Below are 19613 nucleotides of genomic sequence, written 5' to 3' on the forward strand. Positions count from 1 at the left end.
AGCTGGTCAGTGCTCGGCATGCTTCGGGTGAATGGATCAGCAGGGTCGAGTCCGTGTGGTCACACCTCAAACCCAGCCTCGCTGCCGGCACCATCACCAACCTGGCCACACTGGCACCAGGGGAACGTCAAAGTTTGTGATCTTGGTGTGAAGTCCTGAGTGCGTGGTGACGCGTGGTGTGTCTGGATGTGGGTGGTGGCCTTCTGCCTGCGATGATGCGGGTTACCACACCTTGATCATCGTCCTAACAGGAGGCCACCGGTGTCAGTGTCGCATGTCCAGGATTCGTGCTCGCCGATTGCTGGCGGGTTCGGTGCGTCCGTGGAGATCGGCATGGACGTCGGTGTTGCCGCGGTGGGCGGGTTGGTCGAGATGCTGAGTCGGGTGCCTGACCCGCGCAAGCCGCGCGGGGTTCGTCACCGGGTTGGTTCAGTGCTGGCGGTAACGGTGTTCGCAGCGCTGGCCGGGGCCGGTAACTTCCGGGAAGCGGGGGATCGTGCCGCGGACCTGCCGCAGGAGTTGTTGGTGTTGGCCGGCTGCCGTCGGCACCTGTTGACCGGGCGTTATGTCGCGCCCAGCGAATCGACGATTCGTCGGGTGGCGCACGATATCGATGCTGACGCCGCCGATGAGCAGGTGTGCCGGTGGCTGCGGGAGCAAGCTGCGGCTGCGGCCCTGGCCCGTGGCGTCGATGTGGCCGGGGGTGATGACCACGGACCAGAGGGACTGGTCGGTGTGGCCATGGATGGCAAGACCCTGCGGAACACGGTGGCGCCCGGCGATCCGGAAGGCAGCGAGGTGAAGCTGTTCTCGGCGATGCTGCACCGAGAAGCCGTCGTCATTGCTCAGTTGCGGGTTCCTGAGGGCACCAACGAGATCACCCAGGTGGCCGCGCTGCTCAAGGACATCGATCTGACCGGTGTGGTCGTCACCGGGGACGCCGCGCACGCCCAGCACACCACCGCCGCGTACCTGACCCAGGACCGGGGCGACCACTACGCACTCACGGTGAAAGGCAACCAGCCCACCCTGCTCACCCAGATCGCCTCAGTGCTCCCGCCGGCCGCGCCGGGCACCGCGCATCACGCCGAAACCGACCGCAGCACAGGCAAGATCGTGCGCCGCCAGATCTGGGTCGCACCGGCCAACGATGTTGACTTTCCCGGTGCCGCACAAGTGTTTCGTATCCGCCGCGACACCTTCGACCACGCGGGTAACCACCTGACCAAGGAGGTCGTGCACGGCATCACCAGCCTGACCGCCGAACAAGCCGGCGCCGACCTGATCGCCCGGTTCGTCCGCCAACATTGGGGCATAGAGAACAAGATTCACTGGGTTCGAGACGTCGTCTACCGCGAAGACCACCAACACGCCTACACCGGAACAGGAGCCCAGGTCATGGCCACCCTCCGCAACCTCGCCCTCGGGCTATTACGCCTGGCCGGAATCACCCAGATCACCCGAACTCTGGAACGTATCGCCGCTGACCGAACCCGAATCATTCCGATCATCGCAGCCGCTACCAGCACAAACCGACTTTGACGATCTCCTGACACTGGCACGCACCCGACTCAAACGCATGCAGTATGCGTCAGGCCTCATCGACGGATTCCTCGCCAGCACCGGTCTAGCTGCGGGGCCAGGGAGGTTCCCAGGGCTAGGCACGGGCGCTACCGGTGCTGCGCCGAACAAGGCTCTGGGACGGCCAACGCGGCGATCGTCGGAAGTTTTAGCTGGTCACATGTTGTCCGACCCTCTTGGGTGGAGTGGCGATGACGGGACTGGGGAGGCCGGCACGGACTCTCTCCGGCCGCAGCGCCTGCCAATTCGGCCCACTGCCCTCCGCAGGGCAGCCTGATCCGGCCTTCCAGGCGGCTGTTCGGGTGGCGAGGTTGACGATGTCGTTGCCAAGGGGGACGGTGGCGGCATTGTTCGGGGTGGTGCGGTGGGAGACTGCGCGGATGCGGGCGAGGAGTTCGTCGAGGCCGAGCGGTCTGGTGAGATAGTCGTCGGCGCCGGAGTCGAGGACGTCGACCTTGTCGCGGCTGATGCGGGGACGCGGGCGGCGTTTCCTGCAACTTTCGTTGCGGCGGAATGTCTGCGAAGGGCGCCGCGTTGGCGTTGCCATGGGCGGCGCCGAAGTCCTCATCGGCGGGCTGCTGGTATCGGTTGCGGTGCTGGCGGCGTTGGCCCGCCTTATGTCGATTCCGTACCCGATCGTCTTGGTGCTAGGCGGGGTATTGATCGGGTTCGTGCCGGGCCTCCCGCGCGTCGCGCTCGACCCGGAAGTCGTGCTAGTGGTGTTCCTGCCGCCCTTGCTGTACTGGGCGGCGTTGTCCGCCAATTTCCGGGATATGCGGGAGAACCTGCGGGGCTTGGTGCTTAGCTCCGTCTGCTTGGTGTTGGCGACGATGGTTGCGGTGGCGGCGCTGGTGCACGCCCTCGTCCCGGGCCTGTCGTGGCCGGCGGCCTTCGCGCTCGGGGCAATCGTGTCCCCGACCGACCCGCTCGCCGCCGGGCTGGTCATGCGACGCCTGGGAGTGCCTCGGCGAGTGGTCAGCGCTGTGGAGGGCGAGGGGCTGTTCAACGACGCGACTGCCCTGGTGGCTTACCGCGTGGCCGTGGCGGTGATCGTTGGCGAGAGTTTCTCGCTCGGCGGGGCTGGGCTAGCGTCAAGGCCGTGAAGTTTGGACGTTGGTGTTGGCTGTCAAGGATCTGCGGGCGTCAGAATGTCGACGCCGAGGGTGGCTTTGTAGCTGGTCCGGTCAACGCGAGGGCCTCGTGCCTGGTATTTGGAGATGGCGCGCTTGACGATGCGGGGACACACCCGCAGTCGCCGATCGGGTGGCAGGTTGTCCAGGACATGCCGGCCGATCGTGCCGACCAGGTCGATGACGGTGCCGGCGATGACACCGGCGGCCTGGATGACCTGGTCGCGGGCGGTTTGCCAGGCGATGGAGAAGCTGGCCCGGTCCGAATCGGTGGCCGGTTGGGTGTTGGTGGCATCGGTCATGGCGGTACGCAGGAGTTGGTAGACCACCAGCAAGGCATAGATCTCCTGGACCACGCCAGTCGGGGTGCGGGCACGCAGGACACGTCCGCCCAGGATGCTGGATTTCAGTTCCAGGTAGGCGGTTTCGATCTCCCAACGCTGGTGGTACAAGCTGATCAACTCGCCCGCCGGGTAGCGGTGCGGGTCGAGCAGGGTGGTGGCCAGCCGGTAGACACCGGTTTGTCTTCCGGCGGTGGTGGAGATGGTGATCTCACAATCGAAAGCAGATGGTGCGCGCGGTACTCGAAGTGCAGCGGACGGCCGTGGTGGCCCTGCGCGACCGGGGCGAGATCTCAAACGACGCGATGAGGCAGCTTGTGCGGGAATTCGACCTCGAAGAGGCGCGACTGGAGATCTGAACCGCCTGGGGTGACGCGATCTGCGCGGACCAGGCCCGCGAGCGAGGTCCTCAGCGGATCACTTTCAAGCGGCGATCTGATCGCGCCCCGAGTACGGGATTTGCCCAGGGAGCGCTTCAGCGGCGGTTCGCTGGTCACCACGGGCGGCGAGGGTGAGCTTGCCCAGCTCGTCGAGCGCGAAGGCCTCCGGGCCGGCGACGTTGCGGGTGCCCTGCAACGCAGGGCCAATGGTGACGTCGACCACGGCCTGGGCGACGTCGGCAGCGGCCATGGGCTGGATGCGGTGCTGAACGGCCTGACCGGAATCGTTATCCGGCTCAACTAACGCCTGACTCCCACGCGGAGGCACCTGCTTCAGCCGATTCAGGGCGAGAAGCCAAGGAGCCGAGGCACCACACCGGTCTTGATCAGGATGGCAATGCCGATGGCCATGAACACCACCGGCACGAGCCAGCGCCCTACGCTTACCAGCGCGGACACGACCTTCTTATTTCCCCCGAGCAGCCGTGCGGCGGCGCACCACACACCGACCAAGACGAAGAACACGGCGATGGTGACCGCGATTCTGTCGGGCGGGAGCACTGCGAATAGCGGGATATACACCGAAATGTTGTCCGCGCCGTTGGCGAGAATCACGCCGACTACTGAGGAGAAGGTCCCCACCCACGACGACGTTTCCTCGGCCGGGTCGGCGCGGGCGCGCACCAGCCCCCACGCGCCCAGTCCTAGCGGGAGCGCTCCGATCAGGCCAACCCAGCGGTCGGGAACGAAGACCAGCCCGGCAGCCGCGAGCACGCTGATGATGACCATCACCGTGAAGCCGAGGTACTGGCCGAGGACGATCTGCCATGGCCGTGGCAAGCCGCTGGCCGAAGCCATGAACAGCGCGGTCAGCACGATCAGACCGTCAATGTTGGTGACCGCGAACAAGCCCGCGGCCGTGATGATCGTGCCCGCCGGCCCCTCCATGCTCAACCGCCACGAGGTTTGGGCAATGGCGTCGATGCGAGACAGGCGCCCCCACTCGGAGCGCCGTGAAATGGGCGGCCCGCAGCCGCATGACCGCCTATGCGGGCCAGCAGCACATCGTGGTCAACACCGCCCATGCAGGCCTCCCCTAGACGTCACGGGCACCGCCCCAGGCTAAGCCGGACACAGCGAGACGGCTGGAGGTCATGGCCATGCTCGCCAGCCCAACGTGGGCGGCGTCTTCGCACCTCAATGGTGTCCCGGCCCGCCGCAGCGAATGGACGATCTCCGGTCGGCCGAGACGGCGGTCGTTGAGATTGGACGCAGCTTTCGGTACGTGGGCTTCGACCCGCCGGCCGGTGGCATCGACCTACGTACGTTCATGGCGTCGAACGAGCGACATGACGTTGCCGCCGTCAGTTCAGGCGTGGCATAGCCAGGAAGCCGCGGCGCTGAGGGTGTGCCGAAGCCGCGCTGTACTACGTCGCCCCGACGAGGAGACGGACGATTACGTCGGCCGGGCCTGGCGCAACATCACCCCGTACCTGCCCGCCTCCGTGCTGGCGTCGGCTTAGCCGATTCGAGAGTGCGGCAGTAAGAGCGCTGGCCTCACACGGACGATGATCGGCAGGTGCGAGTACGCGAACCTGTGTCCGACCCATGGTGGCCTTGCCTACTTGGGCTTCAACGAGCCTGCCAGGGCATACGTCAGAGCTGAGCTGATCAGCTCCTGGCCTGCGAAAACGCGCCCGCGGACGGCCCAGTGACTGACCCATCTCCTAACTCAACAATGTCGGGAAAAGCCGATCGGGGAGGCGGGGTCTACGTCGATTTTGGCCGACAGAATTCGGTAAATAAGCAGGTAAAAGGTAGGTTCGTCGACCCATCTCAGGAGCAACGTTCGTGCTCTTTCTGACCCATCTCCTGGTTCAACTTTGGTGCCCCGTGCCGGGGTGATGGCTCGCTGCACACCGGGGACACCTGGCCCGGTTCGATGGCTATCTGCCGCACCCAGATCCGATGGCGACGCCGCCGGTGAAGCGTTCCAGCTGATCCGGTGGTAGCGGACCGGCAAGCTCGCACAACCGTCGCCGCATCGCGTCGGTGTCAACCTGCCACACTTGCAACCTGCCGTCGAGACTCGCTCCCAGCACCGTGTTCCCGGCGTTTCGCTCGGCCACCACGTTGCGCGCGCCTCCCATGAACATCTGCCCTTCCGCCACCGCGCGGTCATCCAGCCAGGTGGCCAGCAGCACTCCGCTGACCGGGTCTATCAGTGCGATGCCCCCGAAGGTGCCGAAGCTGTGGCTGGCTTGGACGAGGGTGCTGCCGTCGGAGGTGAACGCCAACCTCAAGTGGCTTTCTTGTGTCCCACCGTTTGCCACAGGGTGCACTCGACGCTGTTGTGGGGCGTCGACCTCGGCCACCACGACACGTCCGCCTTGTTCGGCGAAGGCGACTCGTGTGCCGGCCGGATCCATCGCCACGTCGTAGATCGTGTTCGGCCGTCGCCGTTGTCGATCCGCGCGAGCTCCTCGTACCCCGCCCCGCGCCATCGCCACAGCGTCACCTCGGAGTATGCGGTGATCGCGGCGACCAGCTCGCCTCCGTCGCTGACCGCCAGCGCCGATCCCATGCCGTCAGCGACGTTGTTGACTTTCAGCGGGACGGTTTGCTCCTCGGCCCCGGTTTTCCAGATTGATCACGCGTAGGACCTGTTCGTCGTCCTCGCTCTCGCCGAACGTCGTCACCAGTAGCCGTCCGTTCGCTCCGAACCGGACCTGCCCGACGTTGCGGCCGCTCAACGACGACGGTCCTGGCAACGCCTGCCCCGAAGGCGTGTCCGCGACAGTGAGGACACTGTCGATCACGACGGCCATCCGGCTGCTGTCGTCGCTTATCGTGACCTGAGGGTCTAGCGTGCTCGCTGGCGCAGGCCAGCGAACCCCGCACGCCCACCATCAACCATCAAGATCAACACGACCTACTCGCAGTCCCAAAGACCAACACCAAACCCAATCGGTGGATTAGGGCTTAGCGCTTGCGACGGCCACCTGGGGCGGGTTGCATGATCTGCCCCAGGATCGGTGGAGTCAGTCGGACTCCGTTGACCGTCAGGCACTCGCCGATGGCCATTTCAGGCTTGCTGGAGGACGTGCATGCCAGTTCGGTAGATGTGATCGCCGCAGCACGAGGAGCGGCCGCAGTTGCGGAAGCTGACTGTGTCGTACTCGCGCCGTACGCTACGTGGCGATGGGTACACGAGGTGTAGAAGGTGCTTACCAGGGCGCGCTTCGGGCGTTCCAGAACCCGATGCTCGCCCTGCTTCACCAGACGCACGCGCCGTTCGTGGTGACGGTGCTGGCGATGGTGTTCACCGCGGAGCGGCCGAGGGTGGCGGTGGCGGATTCGCACGCGGAGATCAACGACGCCCTTGACCAGTTGCGGGCCGCGGGCTACGGCGATGAGGACAACCAGCCGTTGCCCACTGGGAATGCGCGGGACCTGTGCAGGCAGTGGGTGCAGGCGGGGTGGTTGGTGCGGCAGGTGTCCGACGATGACGTCGAGGTGTATCGGCTGTCCGCATACGGCGTCGGTGCGCTGGAGGTCGCCGGGCGGGTCGGCGGAGTGCGGACCAGGGTGTCGGAGTCCCGGGTCAGGACGCTGCTGGAGGCGATCGAGCGGCTTGCGCAGGACGCCGATCCGGACGTGATGGCCCGGATAGCGCGCCTCCACGACGAGATCCAGCAGCGTCAGAGGGAGCTCACTCGGCTCGAACAGGGTGGCGTCGTCGAGTCCGTCGAGGACGAGCAGTTGCTTGAGGCGGCCGAGAACGTGCTGCACCTGGCGCGGGAGCTGCCTGCGGACTTCGCCCGCGTGGCCGAGTCGATCAAAGCCATCCAGCGCGAGGTCGTCGCCGAGTTGCGGCACGACGTGCGGCCGACCGGTGAGGTGCTCCGCGAGTACCTGGCCCGCGGCCAGCGGATCTTGGACTCGACACCGGAAGGTCGCGCGTTCGCAGGGGCTTTGCGCCTGATCGGCGACCCGGCACAGATCGACGACCTGTGGAGCCAGCTACGCACGGTACTGCGGCACCGTTTTACCAACCTCCTGCCGGAGCAACAGCGGCGGGAGCTCACCGAGATCTCGCGCCGGATGGAGCAGGGCGTCACGGAGGTGCTGACCGCGCAGCGGCAGGCATCTCATGTGATCACCACTCAGGTCCGCAACCACGATCCGATGCGGGATCGCCAGGTGGATGAACTGCTGCGGGACGTGATGTCCGGATTCCACAAGTGGGTTCCCGGCTCACGCCGCGGTGAGGCCGTCGAGCCGCTCCGTCGCCTGCCGGTGGCCGACGTCGGACATTTGCGGCAGCGGATGAGCGACCTGCGGCCACCACTGCCGCCCGCGCCGTTGCGGGAATGGGACGAGGCCGAGGACATGCCGACCGCGGATACCCGGGCATGGGGTGGACCCCGGTACGCCGCGCTGCGCGCGCACTTAGCGGCGTTCGCGGGCGACGCGGAGAGCGTGGATGTCGCGGCGGCGTTCCGCGCGGCGGTCGAGGATATCCAGCGGCCAGTCGACCTGCTCGGCTTGCTGGAGATCGCCCATGACGCCGGGATGACCGAGACGGCCGAGGTCGCGGTGGTCGACACGGTCCGACCCGACCGGACCCGGCGACGGTTCGCCCTCGGCGGTGTGGCGGCGGCGAACCCGGCGAGCGCAGACAGGAGCGGTGTTGATGAGTGAGCCGGACGGCGCCGACGACGGCAGGTCGGCGGGCACGGTGGCCGGGTTTATCGACCCGGTCTCGATGGAGGACGATCCAGCCGAGTTGTTCGCCGGCGATGCGGGCACCCTGGACGCGGACGTGCGACGGGTCTTGGTGCAGTTGTTGCGGCGCAAGTTCCTGCTGGCCGAGAAGAATCCGGCGCAGTGGCGCACGCTGCTGGAGAACCAGCAGATCCTCGAGTCGCGGCTGCACGACCTGTTCGTGCGGCTCGTGGTCGACCACGACCGGGGCGTCGCTTACAAGCAGCAGGTGCGCTCGGTGGAGCTGGACGTGCCGATCCTGCTCAAGGACGACCCCTACAACCGGGCCGAGACTTTGGTGCTGGTGCACCTGCGGACCGTCTTCCAACGGGAACGCGGCACGGGCGAGATGTCCGCGCGGGTGGACATCGAGGAGCTGGAGCAAACCGTGCTGACCTACTTCGACCCGAACGACCACAACCTGGCCCGCGGCCAACAGGAGGTCCGCAATGCGGTGCAGCGGCTGGTCACCGAAGGTCTGCTCACAGAGGAGTCTGCAGGCCGGTATCGGATCACCCCGATGGTGGAGGTCGTGCTAAGTACCGCGAAGCTTGCCGAACTGGAGCAGTGGTTGCGCGGACGGAACGAGGCCACAGCGTGAGCATGATCGACACGCTGTTCGGGTTGATCCCGGCGGCGTCGCGGGGCCAGCAGTGGGTGGCTCGGGACCTGCAATTGGTCAACTGGGGCGGCTACGACGGGTATCATCACCTACGACTCGCGCCCGGCGCGACTCTGCTCAGCGGAGGTTCGGGATCGGGTAAGTCGACGCTGATGGACTCCTACATCGCGTTGCTCATGCCGCATACGACTCCCTTTAATGGTGCGTCCAACGGCGGAGTGGTCGGCAGGCCCCGGGGCAAGGACCAGCGCAACATCCTCTCCTATGCGCGCGGCAAGCTCGACGAGTCCCGGACCGACGGCGAGACGAAGTTGCGGGTGCTGCGCGGGGACGGCCGCGACACCTGGTCGGCCATTGCGATGACATGGGCCGACCACACCGGCGCCGAGTTCACCGCACTCCGGGCCTGGTATGTCCCGTCGTCCGCCCGCAGCCTCGACGACGTCGTCGCCGTACGCGCCACCTGTGACAGCGCGTACGACCTGCACGCGCTGGAAGGCCCGGCAAGCAAGAAGCTCGCCCGTGCTGAGGTCGCGGCAACCGGCTTGAACTGCTTCGACACTGACCGGGATTTCACCGCGCGTCTCCACAGCACGCTCGGCATCGGCATCGGCATCGGCGCCGGGGGCGACGGGCACAAGGCGGTCGCGTTGCTGGGTCGGATCCAGGCCGGTCAGCAGATCACCACCGTCGACGCTCTGTACAAGACGATGGTCCTTGAGGAACCGTCCACACTGGCCACCGCGGACGCGGTGGTACAGCAGTTTGACGAGTTGTCCGGCACCCGGGCCAGGATGATCATCGCCCGCCAGCAGGTGAAGGCGTTGACCCCGATCCGCGAACATCGGCACACCATCGACGAAGCGGAGGACCGGTCGCGCCTGATCGACGAGGTCGGATCGTTCACCGACACGTCGTCCCCTGCCGCGTTGTGGTGCCATGAACGTCGGCTCGACCTGCTGCGCGCGGCCGAAAAGGAACTGGCCCAGCGGCACCGCCGAGCCAAGGAGGAACTGTCGGAGACCATCGCTCTGGTCAAGGCGACCGAAGCACAGCGCGAAGGGGTGGCCGACACGCTTCGTGCCTCCGGTGGTGACCGCCTGGACACCGCGCTCCGGGAGATCCGCAGCGTGGGACAGCGGCTGGGCGAGGTCGAACGCTCACGAAAGCGACTGGACCGGGCGCTCGACACCATCGGCGCTACTGTGTCGACCGGGGAGGACTTCGCCGCACTGGTCGAGACGGCGCATCGATCCCTGGCCGACACCGACGCCAGAAGGACCACTCAGAACCAGTTCGCCGAGGCGATGGCGGAGAAGAAGGAAGCCGAACGCGAGTTGGCCGGATGGCGCGCCGAGCACAAGGCGGTCAAGGCCCGCCGGGGCAATATCCCGACTGAGCTGCACGAGGCTCGCGCGGCATTGGCCAAGGCCGCCGGACTCACCCCGGACGACCTGCCGTTCGTCGGCGAGCTAGTCGAGGTGCGCACGGAGTTCGAGCCGTGGCGCGAGGCGTTCAACCTGGCGCTAGGCGGATTCGCCACGCGGATGCTGATCGACATTGGCCGGCTGAACTCGTTCCGCGAGGCGATCAATGCGGTGCCGACCGCCCGGCGGGTCCAGTTCGAGGGCGTGCGTACCGGCCTGCGCGACGAGGTCGGGCTGGACGCCAAGACGCTCCCCGGCCGACTCGACTACCGGCCGTCGCCGTTCACCGCCTGGCTTAAGAGCGAGCTCGCCCGCCGGTTCGACTTCGTCTGCGTCGAGACACCCAGGCTGCTGGCGCAGTACCCCAAGGCGCTCACGATTACCGGCCAGACGTCGGAAGGCGGGCGGGGCGCACACGGCGGTCACGGCCGGGCCAACTTGCTCGGTTTCACCAACAGCAGGCTGCTTGCCGACCTCGAGAACCGGATCGGCCTTGCGCGGAAACGCCTTGACGATGCTGTCGCCTGGGCGTCGAGGGCGCAGGAAAACCTCAACTCGTTCGAAACCAGACGCACGACCTACCAGACCCTGACCGAGTTGTCCTGGGACCAGGTGGACGTCAAGTCGGTCCAGGCGGAACGAGACCGCTGGAACTGCGTTGTCGAGGAGGTCCGCGCAGGCAATCCGAGGATTGATCAGCTGCAGCGCCAGGTGGACGAACTCAAGGAGCGAGCCAGGGAACTGACCGAGCGCGTCGGTCAACAGAAGGACAACGTGAAGGTACTCGGTGACTCCTGGAAGTCGACCGTCGACGAGGCGGACTGTGCCGAGCTGGCACTCGACACGGCTGCGGAGACCGGCGCCGAGGTCAGCCAGGAACACCGGGCGTACCTGGAGGCGCTGTTCGACAGCGATCCGGACAGCACCGCCCCGGCGGGGGTGCTTGCGGAGTTCGACGCGGCGGTGAAGCGGGCCACCGAGCGGCTCCGCGCCGACCGGCAGTCCGCGACGGAGACGATCGCCCGGTCGAAGAAGGCGCTGGTCGACACGTTCTCGACGTTCGTCGAGCGCTGGCCGAACCCCAACCTCGGCATCGATGCGGACGCCTCGTACCGCGACTTCGACCGCCTGCTCACCGACCTGGAGACCAGCGGCCTGCACGAGTTGGAGGCCGAGTGGCGGGACAGCCTGCTCAAACTGTCCGGCAATGACCTGACCGGCCTGGACAGCCAGCTCGCCGCGGCTGTCCGGGAGATCCGCGACCGGATCGACCCAGTTAACCGGATCCTCGCCGAACTGCCTTTCGCCGACGACAACCACCGGCTGCGCATCGACCCGCAGGAGAGCCATTCCACGGTGCGTGCCCGGTTCCGCAAGGAGCTGCGCGAAGTACGCGCTTTCATCGACCAGGCGGCAACGGACGACGGCCGGGAACGCGCCTATCACCGGATGGCCAAGGTGATCGACCGCATCCGACGTACCGCGCCGGATTTCGCCGACCTCGTCGACGTGCGCAACCATGTTCGGATCAGTGCCGAGAAACGCGATCTCGGGGGTGGACACGTCGCCGTGTACGACCACATCGGCGAGAAGTCCGGTGGCGAGTCGCAGGAGCTGGTCGCGTTCATCGTCGGGGCCGCGTTGCGGTACCAGCTGGGCGACGCGGGCGCCGACCGCCCCCGCTACGCCCCCGTGTTCCTCGACGAGGCGCTGATCAAGGCGGACGCGCACTTCACTGGCCGGGCCATCGGCGCGTGGCGCGGCCTCGGTTTCCAGCTCGTCATCGGCGCCCCCAACGACAAGCACAGCGCGATCGAACCGCACGTGGACGCGGAGTACCTGATCCTCAAGAACTCTCAGGGCCGGTCCTGGGCGAAACCCCTGGTCGGTGTTCCGGACGCATGAGCGCACTCGTCACTCCGGAGGACGCCGTCGCGGCTGTCCGCCGCAAGATCGATCAGAAGTGGGCAGAAGCCGTGTGCGCGGACCTTGGCGTCGGCGACCAAGTCGTGTTCTCCGTTCCGCTCCGCCCCGGTGTGTCAACGGGCAAGGCCGTCGAGCAGCTCGGGCACGCCGCCTGGCACGAGTGGCACATGCATTGGCGCGAGTTCTCCGACCAGCTCCCCACCGGCGTGAAACTCGTTCGCAAAGCGGTGACCATCCGAGGAGTCGCCGGCGATTTCCCCGCCACGCTCAATGCGGACCTGGACGGCGCCGTCACGCTCATCGCCCACACCCGTACCGGTGCTGAACCACCGACCGTGGACATCGGCCGTGCCCGTGCGCTCGCGTCGGCGCTGCGATCCGCCAGCGCGATCCTCACCCCGGCCACACTCCGGGCCGTCTACCGTCTTCGGGCCATCGACGTGGAGGTGCTCGTCGGTGCCGTGACCTGGCTACGCCAGCATCCCGACGCCAGCACATGGACCCTGCGGCAACTCCCGGTCCCCGGTATGCACACTAAATGGCTTGACGCCCACGGCGCACTGCTGCGCGGCGTCGCCGGACGGGATGTCCGAGACGAAGTCCGGCCCCGGTTGACCGTCATGCACCTGACCTATGTCGACCCTGACCACGCTGCGTCGGGTCGCCGCAGGCACGACGCCTGGACCACCAGTGACGTGCACGACATCGCCTACCGGCCGAGCGTCGTCCTCGTCGTCGAGAACCGCGACTCCCGCCTCTGGTTCCCGCCAGTCAGGGACACGATCGTGGTTGAGGGCGGAGGCAAGGCCGCAGCCGCCCTGCTTGCGAACGTGCCCTGGATCCGTGCCGCAGATCACGTCGTCTACTGGGGCGACATCGATGCGGACGGGTACGCGATCCTCGACCAGTTCCGCGCCACGCTGGCTGAGCCCGCACTGGACGGAGCATCGGCGAAGCCCGTCACCTCCATCCTCATGGACGCCACCGACCTGCACCACTACGCCCAGCACGGCGTTAACCACGACAAAGCAGGCCGCCCCATCAAGCCGTCACCGGAGACCCTGCCGCACCTGACCGAAGCCGAGACCATCGCGTACAACACCATCGCAACCGCGGGCCCCACCCCGTTCCGCCGGATCGAGCAGGAAGCCATCCCCCTCACCCACGCCGCAACCCGACTGCTGCACATCTTGAAAGGCCAGGATTGATCGTGCGGGACTGTTCCAAGATCGGCACCTCTCTGTGTCAAATGGCAGAGAACAGAGAGTTTCTGACCACAGGACAGAACTCCATTGACAGCCTACGAGTGGTGATGTGCTGCTCATTGTCGTTCTCTACGGGCGATGTCGCGTCTGCCTTGACGTCGTCGAGGAGGTCGAGCGGCATGATGTACTGGGCAAGTTGCTTGGCCACTGTTAGTGGCCAAGGTAGGGAGGCTACGCACTCGTAGTGAGAAGTCGCCCAGCGGAGGTCGTGTGCGAGCGCTGCCCAGTCCTGCACGGTGCCACCGGGTTGGATCGCCGCGACGGAGAGTTCGAGCGCGCGGGCATTCCAGACCATCGACTTTGTCGATGGGTTGACCAACTTACCTTTCCTCCACCGGGGCACGACCTTCGATGCGCTCTTGACAGCGCTGCTGGCGCTTCGAGGTTTCTCGCCGGTACTGAAGAAGATGCGGTCCTCGGCGAGCCAGTACCCAGGCGGGTGCCCCTCCTCATTGCTGTTGACTCCCCAGGCGTCAGGTACTTCGTCGCGTTCGGTTGCGCGAAGACGAATGTGACGCAGGCCGGGGTAGCGGGTGATGTCCTGTGGTTGCTGGCCTCACCGCAGCATGCCCAGCCTTCTTCATCTCCACCCGCGGCACCCGCCTGGACGCCGCCAACATGTCCCACACCTTCACCCGGCTGCTCACCACCGCCGGCATCGCCCCGATTGCGGGCCGTCCTCGGTAACGGATGTTGAGACCTGCGGCACACGTTCACGGTCGCCACTTTGCTGGACTGGTACCGGCCGACGTCGACCAAGCCCACCTGCCGCTGCTTCGGGGGTCTTATTGGCGGTCGGGGCTCATAGGCAACGGGGCAGCATCGCTAACGCGTGTATCACATCCATGCTCGCTGCGAATTCACCGGCGATTCCGCGATTGACATTACGAGGCGGGGCTAAGCCGATGGCGGTCGGGACGAGTTCCGCTCGGCCTCGGCAGCTGCGGCATAGTGCTTAATGTCTTCACGCATGGGGCCAGAGTCCGGGATTCGGTGCCACCACCAGCCTTTCGTAGTGACGTCACGTTCGGCGACAACCCCAACCAGATTGCGCGCATCTTCCTCTGTAATATCGAGGAACCTCGAATCAACTTGATCAAGGTGTCGATCAACTTTGTCACGAAGGACCGAGTCGAGCAAATCACGGCCCTTCTGAACAAAGTCTCGCAGGGACAGCGCCGCGACTAGGTCATGCGCAACCCAAACACTGCGGTCGTCGGCGGAGCGAGCACGATCCGAGTCAATCTTGTCAACATGCCGCCGCCACGCCTCGATCAATTCAGCGAGTGCGACCGACCGGCTTGGGGCCACGTCGACCATTGTTGCCGACAATTGATCGATATCATCGGCTGTGAAGTTCGAGCCCACCAACGGGGATTCTTCTGACATTTCTTAGCTCCCTGGGTAGTAGGCGGTGCTCCGCCACGGCATGTCATAGTTGACGATGACCCTAACACCACCGTACTCGAACTTCTCAGCGTTCTGCCCTGGAAGCCTTTGGGGGGTCCCCTTTGTCAGCGCCTTGTCGATTTCCTCCAGCGCAGGTCTGCCCATGGCTGGATTTCCTTCGCCGGTGTGCTGATAGACGAATTGACTGATCTCGTCCTGTGAGTATCCACTTCCCCGGAAGTCATCGGCGGGATCGCCGAGCCCTTGGCCGCCTGGACCGTCGGGGTCGGCGGGTTCGATGTTGGGGTCCGGCGTGTTGTTGATCGCCATCGCCAGTGCGGCTCTGGCTTCGGCAACCGCCACCGTGGTGCCGGCAGCACTGATGGCGATGACGAATCCCGGATCCACCGGTGTTGTGGTGAAAGTTTGTGCAGGCGGGGGTCGTGTCGTGGTGGGGCAGATGCCCTCTGGCCTGGGATGATTGTTCTTTGCGAGAGAGACAATCGGTTCCTGGATGAGAGGGCATCTGCTGGATGCAAGCATCGCATAGTGTCGGCGCGGTGTCGGTGAGGTTCGATGATCCGAATCTCGTGTCGTGTGCGGGATTGGTGCCGGTGTTGCGGCTGGCCGAGCAGGTCGGGGTGGCTGATCTGGCTGAGCAGACGGTGAAATTGTCGCCGGATGTGGGGTCGGCGGGGGCGAATCCGGGTGTGAAGGTGTCCTCGATCGTGGCGGGGATGGCCTGTGGTGCGGACTCGTTCGAGGATCTGGGTGTGATCCGCCACGGTGGCATGTCGCGGTTGTTCGACGGGATCCGGGCGCCGTCGACGCTGGGCACGTTTCTGCGTGGGTTCACCTATGGGCATGTGGCGCAGCTGGAGAAGCTGGGCCGGATCGTGCTGGAACGCCTGGCCGGGCGGTGCGGGTTGTTGCCGGGGGCCGATGAGCTGGTGTTCGTCGATATCGACTCGAAGATCAAAGAGGTCTACGGGGCGGGGAAGCAGGGCTCGGCGTATGGGTATACGAAGGTGCGGGGCCTGAACTATCTGATGGCCACGATCTCCACCCCCGGTACGGCGCCGGTGGTGGCGGCGACCCGGATGCGGGGTGGTAACGCCAATTCCGCCCGCGGCGCGGCGTCACTGATCACCTCGGCGATCAAGACGGCCCGGGCGTGTGGTGCGACGGGGACGATCGTGGTGCGGGGTGATTCGGCGTTTTTCACCGGCCCGGTCATCGCCGCGATCCGCAAAGCCGGGGCGTATTTCTCGGTCACCGCCAAACACACCGCGACTGTGAAGGCCGCGATCGCCGGGATCGACGAGAACACATGGCAGACCGTGCGTTTCAACCGGCCGGTCTTCGACGACCGCGCCAAGCAGTGGATCTATGAGGGCGAGATCGCCGAAACGACACTGGAGGCGTTCACCAACGTCACCCAGAATCCCGGCCGTGCGGTCACCGCCCGGCTGATCGTGCGCCGCACCCGGATCACCACCACCGATGCCACCGGCGAGTTGTTCCCGGTCTGGCTTTATCACGCGATCTTCACCGACCCCCCGCACGAGCTGCTCACCGCCGAGGCCGAGCACCGCGGCCGCGCCGGGACGATCGAGCAAGTCTTCGCCGACCTCAACGACTCCGCCGCGGCCCACCTGCCCTCCGGGCAGCTCGCCGCCAACGGCGCCTGGCTGTCCCTGGCCGCGCTGACCCACAACCTGATGCGTGCCGCAGGCAGTCTCGCGTCGCAGTTCCACGCCAAAGCCCGCACCACCACCCTGCGGCGGCACCTCATCACGATCCCGGCCCGTATCGCCCGCTCCGCCCGCCGCATCGTGCTGCACCTCCCGGCCGACTGGCACTGGAAACAGGCCTTCACCAGCCTGTTCACCGCAACCCACCCCCCGCCAGCCGGGGCCTGCCCCTGACCACACCCGCCTACGGGCGCCGACCGGAGACCACAGTGGATAAGCCGGACCACCAGGCCGGCGGACTCCGCACACCCACCACCAGCATTATCGATCAACACCCCCAAGACCTTGATCAACAACCCACGCCAAAACCAACTCGGTGGATCCGGGCAATTCACTGGAAACCGCGGCCAGTCGCACCCCGGCGGCATCCAGGACCGCGGCACCGGCTCCTCCCCCCACCGCCCCGCCCCCAACAGGCGTCGTAAGGAGCGACGCGACAAACGCGATGCCTGTGACTGCCGCGAGCTCTAGGCTCGTTTCCTCGACGATGTCGCCGATCTTGTTGCGAGTGCGCTCGACCGATGATGCGTACTCGCCACAGGCGTTCGCCAGGCTGTCGCAGGCGCGCGGGAGCACCGACAGCAGGCTTCCCTCTTTGAGGGCAACACGGCGCCAGTACAGGTCCAGGACGTCAAGGTCCTCGGCGGTGTTGTTGTTGACCAGCCCGAGCAGTTTGGCGTCCAGCTCCTGGGTGATGTCGGTGAGTTCTTTCTTGGCATGGGCGAACGCCCCGCCGACGTCGTGCATCTTATCGACGTGCCCGTTGGGGTAGTACGGGTTCACCCAGTCCGAGATCACGGCCAGTAGGTTCGTGTCCCCGTCACCCAAGATGAGTGGCGGCTCCGTCGCGGCAGGGCAGGTATCGGGCCACAGCGGCGGAAACCCTCCGCCAGGGTCATGGCCCGCGGCCTCGGCGTCGGCTTTCCGGTGATTTTCCGCCGACACGGCCAGTCCGCGGGCGATGTTGCCGAGCAACCCATGCAGCCGAACCAATCCACCGAACAAGCTGCGAACCGATGGCGTGTAGGACTCGGCAAACTTCTGGGCCGGTTCGTCGCTTCCGGCGGCACCGCTGAGGTCACGCAGACTGTTGGTCAACGTCTCGTAAGTCCTCATGACGCGGTCTTGCCCCGCGACGAAATCCTGTGCGATCCGGTAGTAATCGTCTGGATGGACGTCAACCGGTGTCGCCGGACCAGGATCGGGCGCCGGCGCCAACGGCGGTGGAGGCGACGGCACGCTCAGACCTCCCACATCTTCGTGTTCGAGCGCACTGCCGAGGCTTGGTTTCCGTGCGCGTGCACCAGCAGTTGGTGCATTTCGCGCACGTTGTCCCGCATCCCGGCCACTGCCTGGTCCCACTCGTTCTGTGCGGCCTGGTACGCGTCGGCGGCCTCACCGGTCCAGGAACCGAGTAATCGCGCCACGACGCCCTCAAGCTCGGACAGCTGCCGGTCGATCTCATCGACCGCTCGTCGCAGCGCCTCTTCACCAGCCTCCAGAGCGCGGAAGTCCACCGCGATCTGCTCCACCTGCCCACTCCCCAGTTCGTAGTCGGCACGCCGGTTCGACCGGCCGCCGAATTTCACACACGCCCGCACGGTGGGGCAACCGATTCAGCGAAGGTCACACCCGAGATCCTTCAAGAGCACCAACCCTTCAGACATATCAGCCCAGTCAGAGCCCGCCCGCGAATCTCGCGGGTAACCCGCACTGATCGTTCTTCCTGACCCTACGACACCTCGGCGCAATCCAGGCTCGGGTCATGGTTTGGTGGGAGAACGCCGCATCGCTGTGGGGTCAGCGAAAAGCTGGGCTACGGGCCAGGTGGCACTGATCGCGACGTCTGACAACCGGACACTTCCTGCGAACGTTGTTGTCCGACAGGGCGGTCCACCTCGCCAACCGGATCGCCGGACACGTGCGGGACGTGCACCGGCACGTGCCGGTCGCCTCGGCCCACGACGCGGTCGCGCTGATCCGGGAAGTGGCGGCGGACAGCCTGCTCAGCATCGGCGGTGTTTTGGCCGTCGGCTTGGCGAAGGTCGTTGCCCTGGACACCGGACTGCCGATCCTCGCCGTGCCGACCACCCATGCAGGGTCGGAGATGACCCCGATCTACGGGTGTGCTGCCATGCACGGTGCTGCGGGATCCGGAACTGTCGGTCGACCTGCCCCTGGACATCACCCGGGCTAGCGCGGTCAACGAGCTCGCCCACTGCACGGGTGGCGTGTTCGCGGCCGGCCATAGTCCGCTGACCGATCTCCTCGCGGTGGGCGGGGTCCGGCTGCTGGCGACTGGCCTGCGTCGGGTGGCGGCTGATCCGGCCGACCTCGAGACCCACGTCTATCTGGCCGAGGGCGCCCACCTGTACGACCTGGCACGCAACGTCGCACCCGGCTCACCTCGCAGGCACCCCAAGCGCACCTCGCCCATCACCGCGTCAGCGCAGCAAGTCCTCGACTCCATGAGCGTGCCCGCCGTCGTGCAGAACGGCCGCCTCGACCTCCTCGCGGCAAACGACCTGGGTCGCGCCCTGTACGCCGACCTGTTCACCATGGCCAAGCAGCCACCGAACTTCGCCAGGTACGTGTTCCTCGACCCGCGTGCCGAGGATTTCTACGCCGACATCGACCAGACGAAGAACCTCCTGGTCGCGGTACTCCGCGCGACCGCCGGGCGCGACCCGCTGGACAAGCAGGTGACCGAACTCATCGGCGAACTCTCCACGCGCAGCACCGATTTCAGCGCCCGCTGGGCCAAGCACAACGTGCACCGCCACTCACGCGGACGCAAGGTCATCAACCACCCGGCCGTCGGCAGGATGGACCTCGCGTACGACGACTTCACACTGCCCGGCGACCCGCACGTCTCCATCACCACCTACACCGCAGATCCCGGTACGCCCAGCGCTGACGGTCTCACACTGCTGGCGACCTGGGCCGATACGCAGAAGCAGCCGCAGACCATCAACGACCAAGTACGCCGTATTCGCCCCCGTCACCCTTAGTGGTCTCGCCCGTAAGTGCT

At 66.2% G+C, this 19613-nt stretch carries 23 protein-coding genes and 1 pseudogene; 12 read left to right on the forward strand and 12 right to left on the reverse strand.

Going from position 1 to position 19613, the window contains the following annotated elements; genetic code table 11:
• Positions 1–261: 261 nt before the first annotated feature.
• On the forward strand, positions 262–1542 hold the full coding sequence (locus tag DL519_RS18100; protein ID WP_190816502.1) for an ISAs1 family transposase: 1281 nt from the start codon (positions 262–264) through the stop codon (positions 1540–1542).
• Positions 1543–1729: 187 nt separating this feature from the next.
• On the opposite strand, the gene DL519_RS50140 is transcribed toward DL519_RS18100, so the two are convergent.
• The gene (locus tag DL519_RS50140; protein ID WP_190816492.1) at positions 1730–2128 is read right to left on the reverse strand and encodes a response regulator transcription factor; all 399 of its coding nucleotides are present in this window, start codon (positions 2126–2128) and stop codon (positions 1730–1732) included.
• Between DL519_RS50140 and DL519_RS18110 the strand changes: the two genes are divergently transcribed.
• Complete coding sequence (locus DL519_RS18110) at positions 2127–2684, forward strand: cation:proton antiporter domain-containing protein (protein WP_223839190.1); 558 nt, start codon at positions 2127–2129, stop codon at positions 2682–2684. The genes DL519_RS50140 and DL519_RS18110 overlap by 2 nt on opposite strands.
• Positions 2685–2707: 23 nt before the next feature.
• Here the strand turns inward: DL519_RS18110 and DL519_RS18115 are convergent.
• Positions 2708–3280: pseudogene (locus DL519_RS18115) on the reverse strand (transposase); the annotation flags it as partial.
• Between DL519_RS18115 and DL519_RS48770 the strand changes: the two are divergent.
• The gene (locus DL519_RS48770; protein WP_263399853.1) at positions 3280–3411 is read left to right on the forward strand and encodes a hypothetical protein; all 132 of its coding nucleotides are present in this window, start codon (positions 3280–3282) and stop codon (positions 3409–3411) included. The pseudogene DL519_RS18115 and the gene DL519_RS48770 overlap by 1 nt on opposite strands.
• 64 nt (positions 3412–3475) lie before the next feature.
• Here DL519_RS48770 and DL519_RS18120 read toward each other — a convergent pair whose 3' ends face one another.
• Both DL519_RS18120 and DL519_RS18125 read right to left on the reverse strand, forming a co-directional pair.
• A complete protein-coding gene (locus DL519_RS18120; RefSeq protein ID WP_223839191.1) occupies positions 3476–3682 on the reverse strand; it encodes a hypothetical protein in 207 nt (68 codons plus the stop codon).
• Positions 3683–3774: 92 nt separating this feature from the next.
• Entirely contained in the window at positions 3775–4380 is a 606-nt protein-coding gene (locus tag DL519_RS18125; protein WP_190816504.1) for a cadmium resistance transporter, read from the reverse strand.
• Between the two features lie 401 nt (positions 4381–4781).
• On the opposite strand from DL519_RS18125, the gene DL519_RS18130 reads away from it, so the two are divergent.
• Complete coding sequence (locus DL519_RS18130) at positions 4782–4955, forward strand: hypothetical protein (protein WP_190816506.1); 174 nt, start codon at positions 4782–4784, stop codon at positions 4953–4955.
• A 423-nt stretch (positions 4956–5378) separates the two neighbouring features.
• Here the strand turns inward: DL519_RS18130 and DL519_RS18135 are convergent, their stop codons facing one another.
• The 3 genes from DL519_RS18135 to DL519_RS18145 are packed head-to-tail and all read right to left on the reverse strand — an operon-like array spanning position 5379 to position 6251.
• A complete protein-coding gene (locus tag DL519_RS18135; protein WP_190816508.1) occupies positions 5379–5735 on the reverse strand; it encodes a hypothetical protein in 357 nt (118 codons plus the stop codon).
• A complete protein-coding gene (locus tag DL519_RS18140; protein ID WP_190816510.1) occupies positions 5732–6016 on the reverse strand; it encodes a hypothetical protein in 285 nt (94 codons plus the stop codon). Before DL519_RS18140 ends, DL519_RS18135 begins: the two co-directional genes overlap by 4 nt.
• Positions 6017–6020: 4 nt before the next feature.
• Positions 6021–6251, reverse strand: coding sequence for a hypothetical protein (locus DL519_RS18145; protein ID WP_190816512.1), 231 nt, complete (start codon positions 6249–6251; stop codon positions 6021–6023).
• A 382-nt stretch (positions 6252–6633) separates the two neighbouring features.
• On the opposite strand from DL519_RS18145, the gene DL519_RS18150 reads away from it, so the two are divergent.
• Genes DL519_RS18150 through DL519_RS18165 form a run of 4 tightly spaced genes read left to right on the forward strand, consistent with a single transcriptional unit; the run spans position 6634 to position 13382 of the window.
• Entirely contained in the window at positions 6634–8136 is a 1503-nt protein-coding gene (locus tag DL519_RS18150; protein ID WP_190816514.1) for a DUF3375 domain-containing protein, read from the forward strand.
• Complete coding sequence (locus DL519_RS18155; protein ID WP_190816516.1) at positions 8129–8800, forward strand: DUF4194 domain-containing protein; 672 nt, start codon at positions 8129–8131, stop codon at positions 8798–8800. Before DL519_RS18150 ends, DL519_RS18155 begins: the two co-directional genes overlap by 8 nt.
• Complete coding sequence (locus tag DL519_RS18160) at positions 8797–12153, forward strand: ATP-binding protein (RefSeq protein WP_190816518.1); 3357 nt, start codon at positions 8797–8799, stop codon at positions 12151–12153. Before DL519_RS18155 ends, DL519_RS18160 begins: the two co-directional genes overlap by 4 nt.
• Positions 12150–13382, forward strand: a complete 1233-nt coding sequence (locus DL519_RS18165) for a Wadjet anti-phage system protein JetD domain-containing protein (protein WP_190816520.1) — start codon at positions 12150–12152, stop codon at positions 13380–13382. Before DL519_RS18160 ends, DL519_RS18165 begins: the two co-directional genes overlap by 4 nt.
• A 37-nt stretch (positions 13383–13419) precedes the next feature.
• Here the strand turns inward: DL519_RS18165 and DL519_RS18170 are convergent, their stop codons facing one another.
• Positions 13420–13977: an RNaseH domain-containing protein gene (locus tag DL519_RS18170; RefSeq protein WP_190824048.1), complete on the reverse strand. Its 558-nt coding sequence runs from the start codon at positions 13975–13977 to the stop codon at positions 13420–13422.
• A gap of 5 nt (positions 13978–13982) precedes the next feature.
• Between DL519_RS18170 and DL519_RS18175 the strand changes: the two genes are divergently transcribed.
• Complete coding sequence (locus DL519_RS18175; protein WP_190816522.1) at positions 13983–14126, forward strand: hypothetical protein; 144 nt, start codon at positions 13983–13985, stop codon at positions 14124–14126.
• Between the two features lie 210 nt (positions 14127–14336).
• Here the strand turns inward: DL519_RS18175 and DL519_RS18180 are convergent, their stop codons facing one another.
• Together DL519_RS18180 and DL519_RS18185 are read right to left on the reverse strand one after the other, a co-directional pair.
• The gene (locus DL519_RS18180) at positions 14337–14828 is read right to left on the reverse strand and encodes a hypothetical protein (protein ID WP_190816524.1); all 492 of its coding nucleotides are present in this window, start codon (positions 14826–14828) and stop codon (positions 14337–14339) included.
• Between the two features lie 3 nt (positions 14829–14831).
• Positions 14832–15236 (reverse strand): hypothetical protein, encoded by a 405-nt coding sequence (locus DL519_RS18185; RefSeq protein WP_190816526.1) that lies wholly within the window; start codon positions 15234–15236, stop codon positions 14832–14834.
• Between the two features lie 125 nt (positions 15237–15361).
• Here DL519_RS18185 and DL519_RS18190 point away from each other — a divergent pair, with 125 nt between their 5' ends.
• The gene (locus tag DL519_RS18190; RefSeq protein WP_190812927.1) at positions 15362–16756 is read left to right on the forward strand and encodes an IS1380 family transposase; all 1395 of its coding nucleotides are present in this window, start codon (positions 15362–15364) and stop codon (positions 16754–16756) included.
• Positions 16757–16843: 87 nt separating this feature from the next.
• Here the strand turns inward: DL519_RS18190 and DL519_RS18195 are convergent, their stop codons facing one another.
• On the reverse strand, positions 16844–17680 hold the full coding sequence (locus DL519_RS18195) for a hypothetical protein (protein ID WP_190816528.1): 837 nt from the start codon (positions 17678–17680) through the stop codon (positions 16844–16846).
• A gap of 143 nt (positions 17681–17823) precedes the next feature.
• Positions 17824–18114 carry a WXG100 family type VII secretion target gene (locus DL519_RS18200; protein ID WP_223839192.1) on the reverse strand — a complete coding sequence of 97 codons (291 nt, stop codon included), beginning with the start codon at positions 18112–18114 and terminating at the stop codon, positions 17824–17826.
• A gap of 344 nt (positions 18115–18458) precedes the next feature.
• Between DL519_RS18200 and DL519_RS48775 the strand changes: the two genes are divergently transcribed.
• Positions 18459–18779, forward strand: coding sequence for an iron-containing alcohol dehydrogenase (locus tag DL519_RS48775; protein ID WP_190816530.1), 321 nt, complete (start codon positions 18459–18461; stop codon positions 18777–18779).
• Positions 18724–19593 carry an MmyB family transcriptional regulator gene (locus tag DL519_RS18210; RefSeq protein ID WP_190816532.1) on the forward strand — a complete coding sequence of 290 codons (870 nt, stop codon included), beginning with the start codon at positions 18724–18726 and terminating at the stop codon, positions 19591–19593. The genes DL519_RS48775 and DL519_RS18210 overlap by 56 nt, the downstream gene beginning before the upstream one ends.
• Positions 19594–19613 lie beyond the last annotated feature (20 nt).

The organism is Saccharopolyspora pogona, assembly GCF_014697215.1.
In the GTDB taxonomy this organism is placed as follows: Bacteria; Actinomycetota; Actinomycetes; order Mycobacteriales; family Pseudonocardiaceae; genus Saccharopolyspora; species Saccharopolyspora hattusasensis.

What these genes read in the sequence shown, in the direction of transcription:
- DL519_RS18110 (WP_223839190.1), top strand. Translation starts at nt 2,127, where the DNA reads ATGGGCGGCGCCGAAGTCCTCATCGGCGGGCTGCTGGTATCGGTTGCG.
- DL519_RS50140 (WP_190816492.1), bottom strand. Translation starts at nt 2,128, where the DNA reads ATGGCAACGCCAACGCGGCGCCCTTCGCAGACATTCCGCCGCAACGAA.
- DL519_RS48770 (WP_263399853.1), top strand. Translation starts at nt 3,280, where the DNA reads ATGGTGCGCGCGGTACTCGAAGTGCAGCGGACGGCCGTGGTGGCCCTG.
- DL519_RS18120 (WP_223839191.1), bottom strand. Translation starts at nt 3,682, where the DNA reads ATGGCCGCTGCCGACGTCGCCCAGGCCGTGGTCGACGTCACCATTGGC.
- DL519_RS18125 (WP_190816504.1), bottom strand. Translation starts at nt 4,380, where the DNA reads ATGGAGGGGCCGGCGGGCACGATCATCACGGCCGCGGGCTTGTTCGCG.
- DL519_RS18130 (WP_190816506.1), top strand. Translation starts at nt 4,782, where the DNA reads ATGACGTTGCCGCCGTCAGTTCAGGCGTGGCATAGCCAGGAAGCCGCG.
- DL519_RS18140 (WP_190816510.1), bottom strand. Translation starts at nt 6,016, where the DNA reads ATGGGATCGGCGCTGGCGGTCAGCGACGGAGGCGAGCTGGTCGCCGCG.
- DL519_RS18150 (WP_190816514.1), top strand. Translation starts at nt 6,634, where the DNA reads ATGGGTACACGAGGTGTAGAAGGTGCTTACCAGGGCGCGCTTCGGGCG.
- DL519_RS18155 (WP_190816516.1), top strand. Translation starts at nt 8,129, where the DNA reads ATGAGTGAGCCGGACGGCGCCGACGACGGCAGGTCGGCGGGCACGGTG.
- DL519_RS18165 (WP_190816520.1), top strand. Translation starts at nt 12,150, where the DNA reads ATGAGCGCACTCGTCACTCCGGAGGACGCCGTCGCGGCTGTCCGCCGC.
- DL519_RS18180 (WP_190816524.1), bottom strand. Translation starts at nt 14,828, where the DNA reads ATGTCAGAAGAATCCCCGTTGGTGGGCTCGAACTTCACAGCCGATGAT.
- DL519_RS18190 (WP_190812927.1), top strand. Translation starts at nt 15,362, where the DNA reads ATGCAAGCATCGCATAGTGTCGGCGCGGTGTCGGTGAGGTTCGATGAT.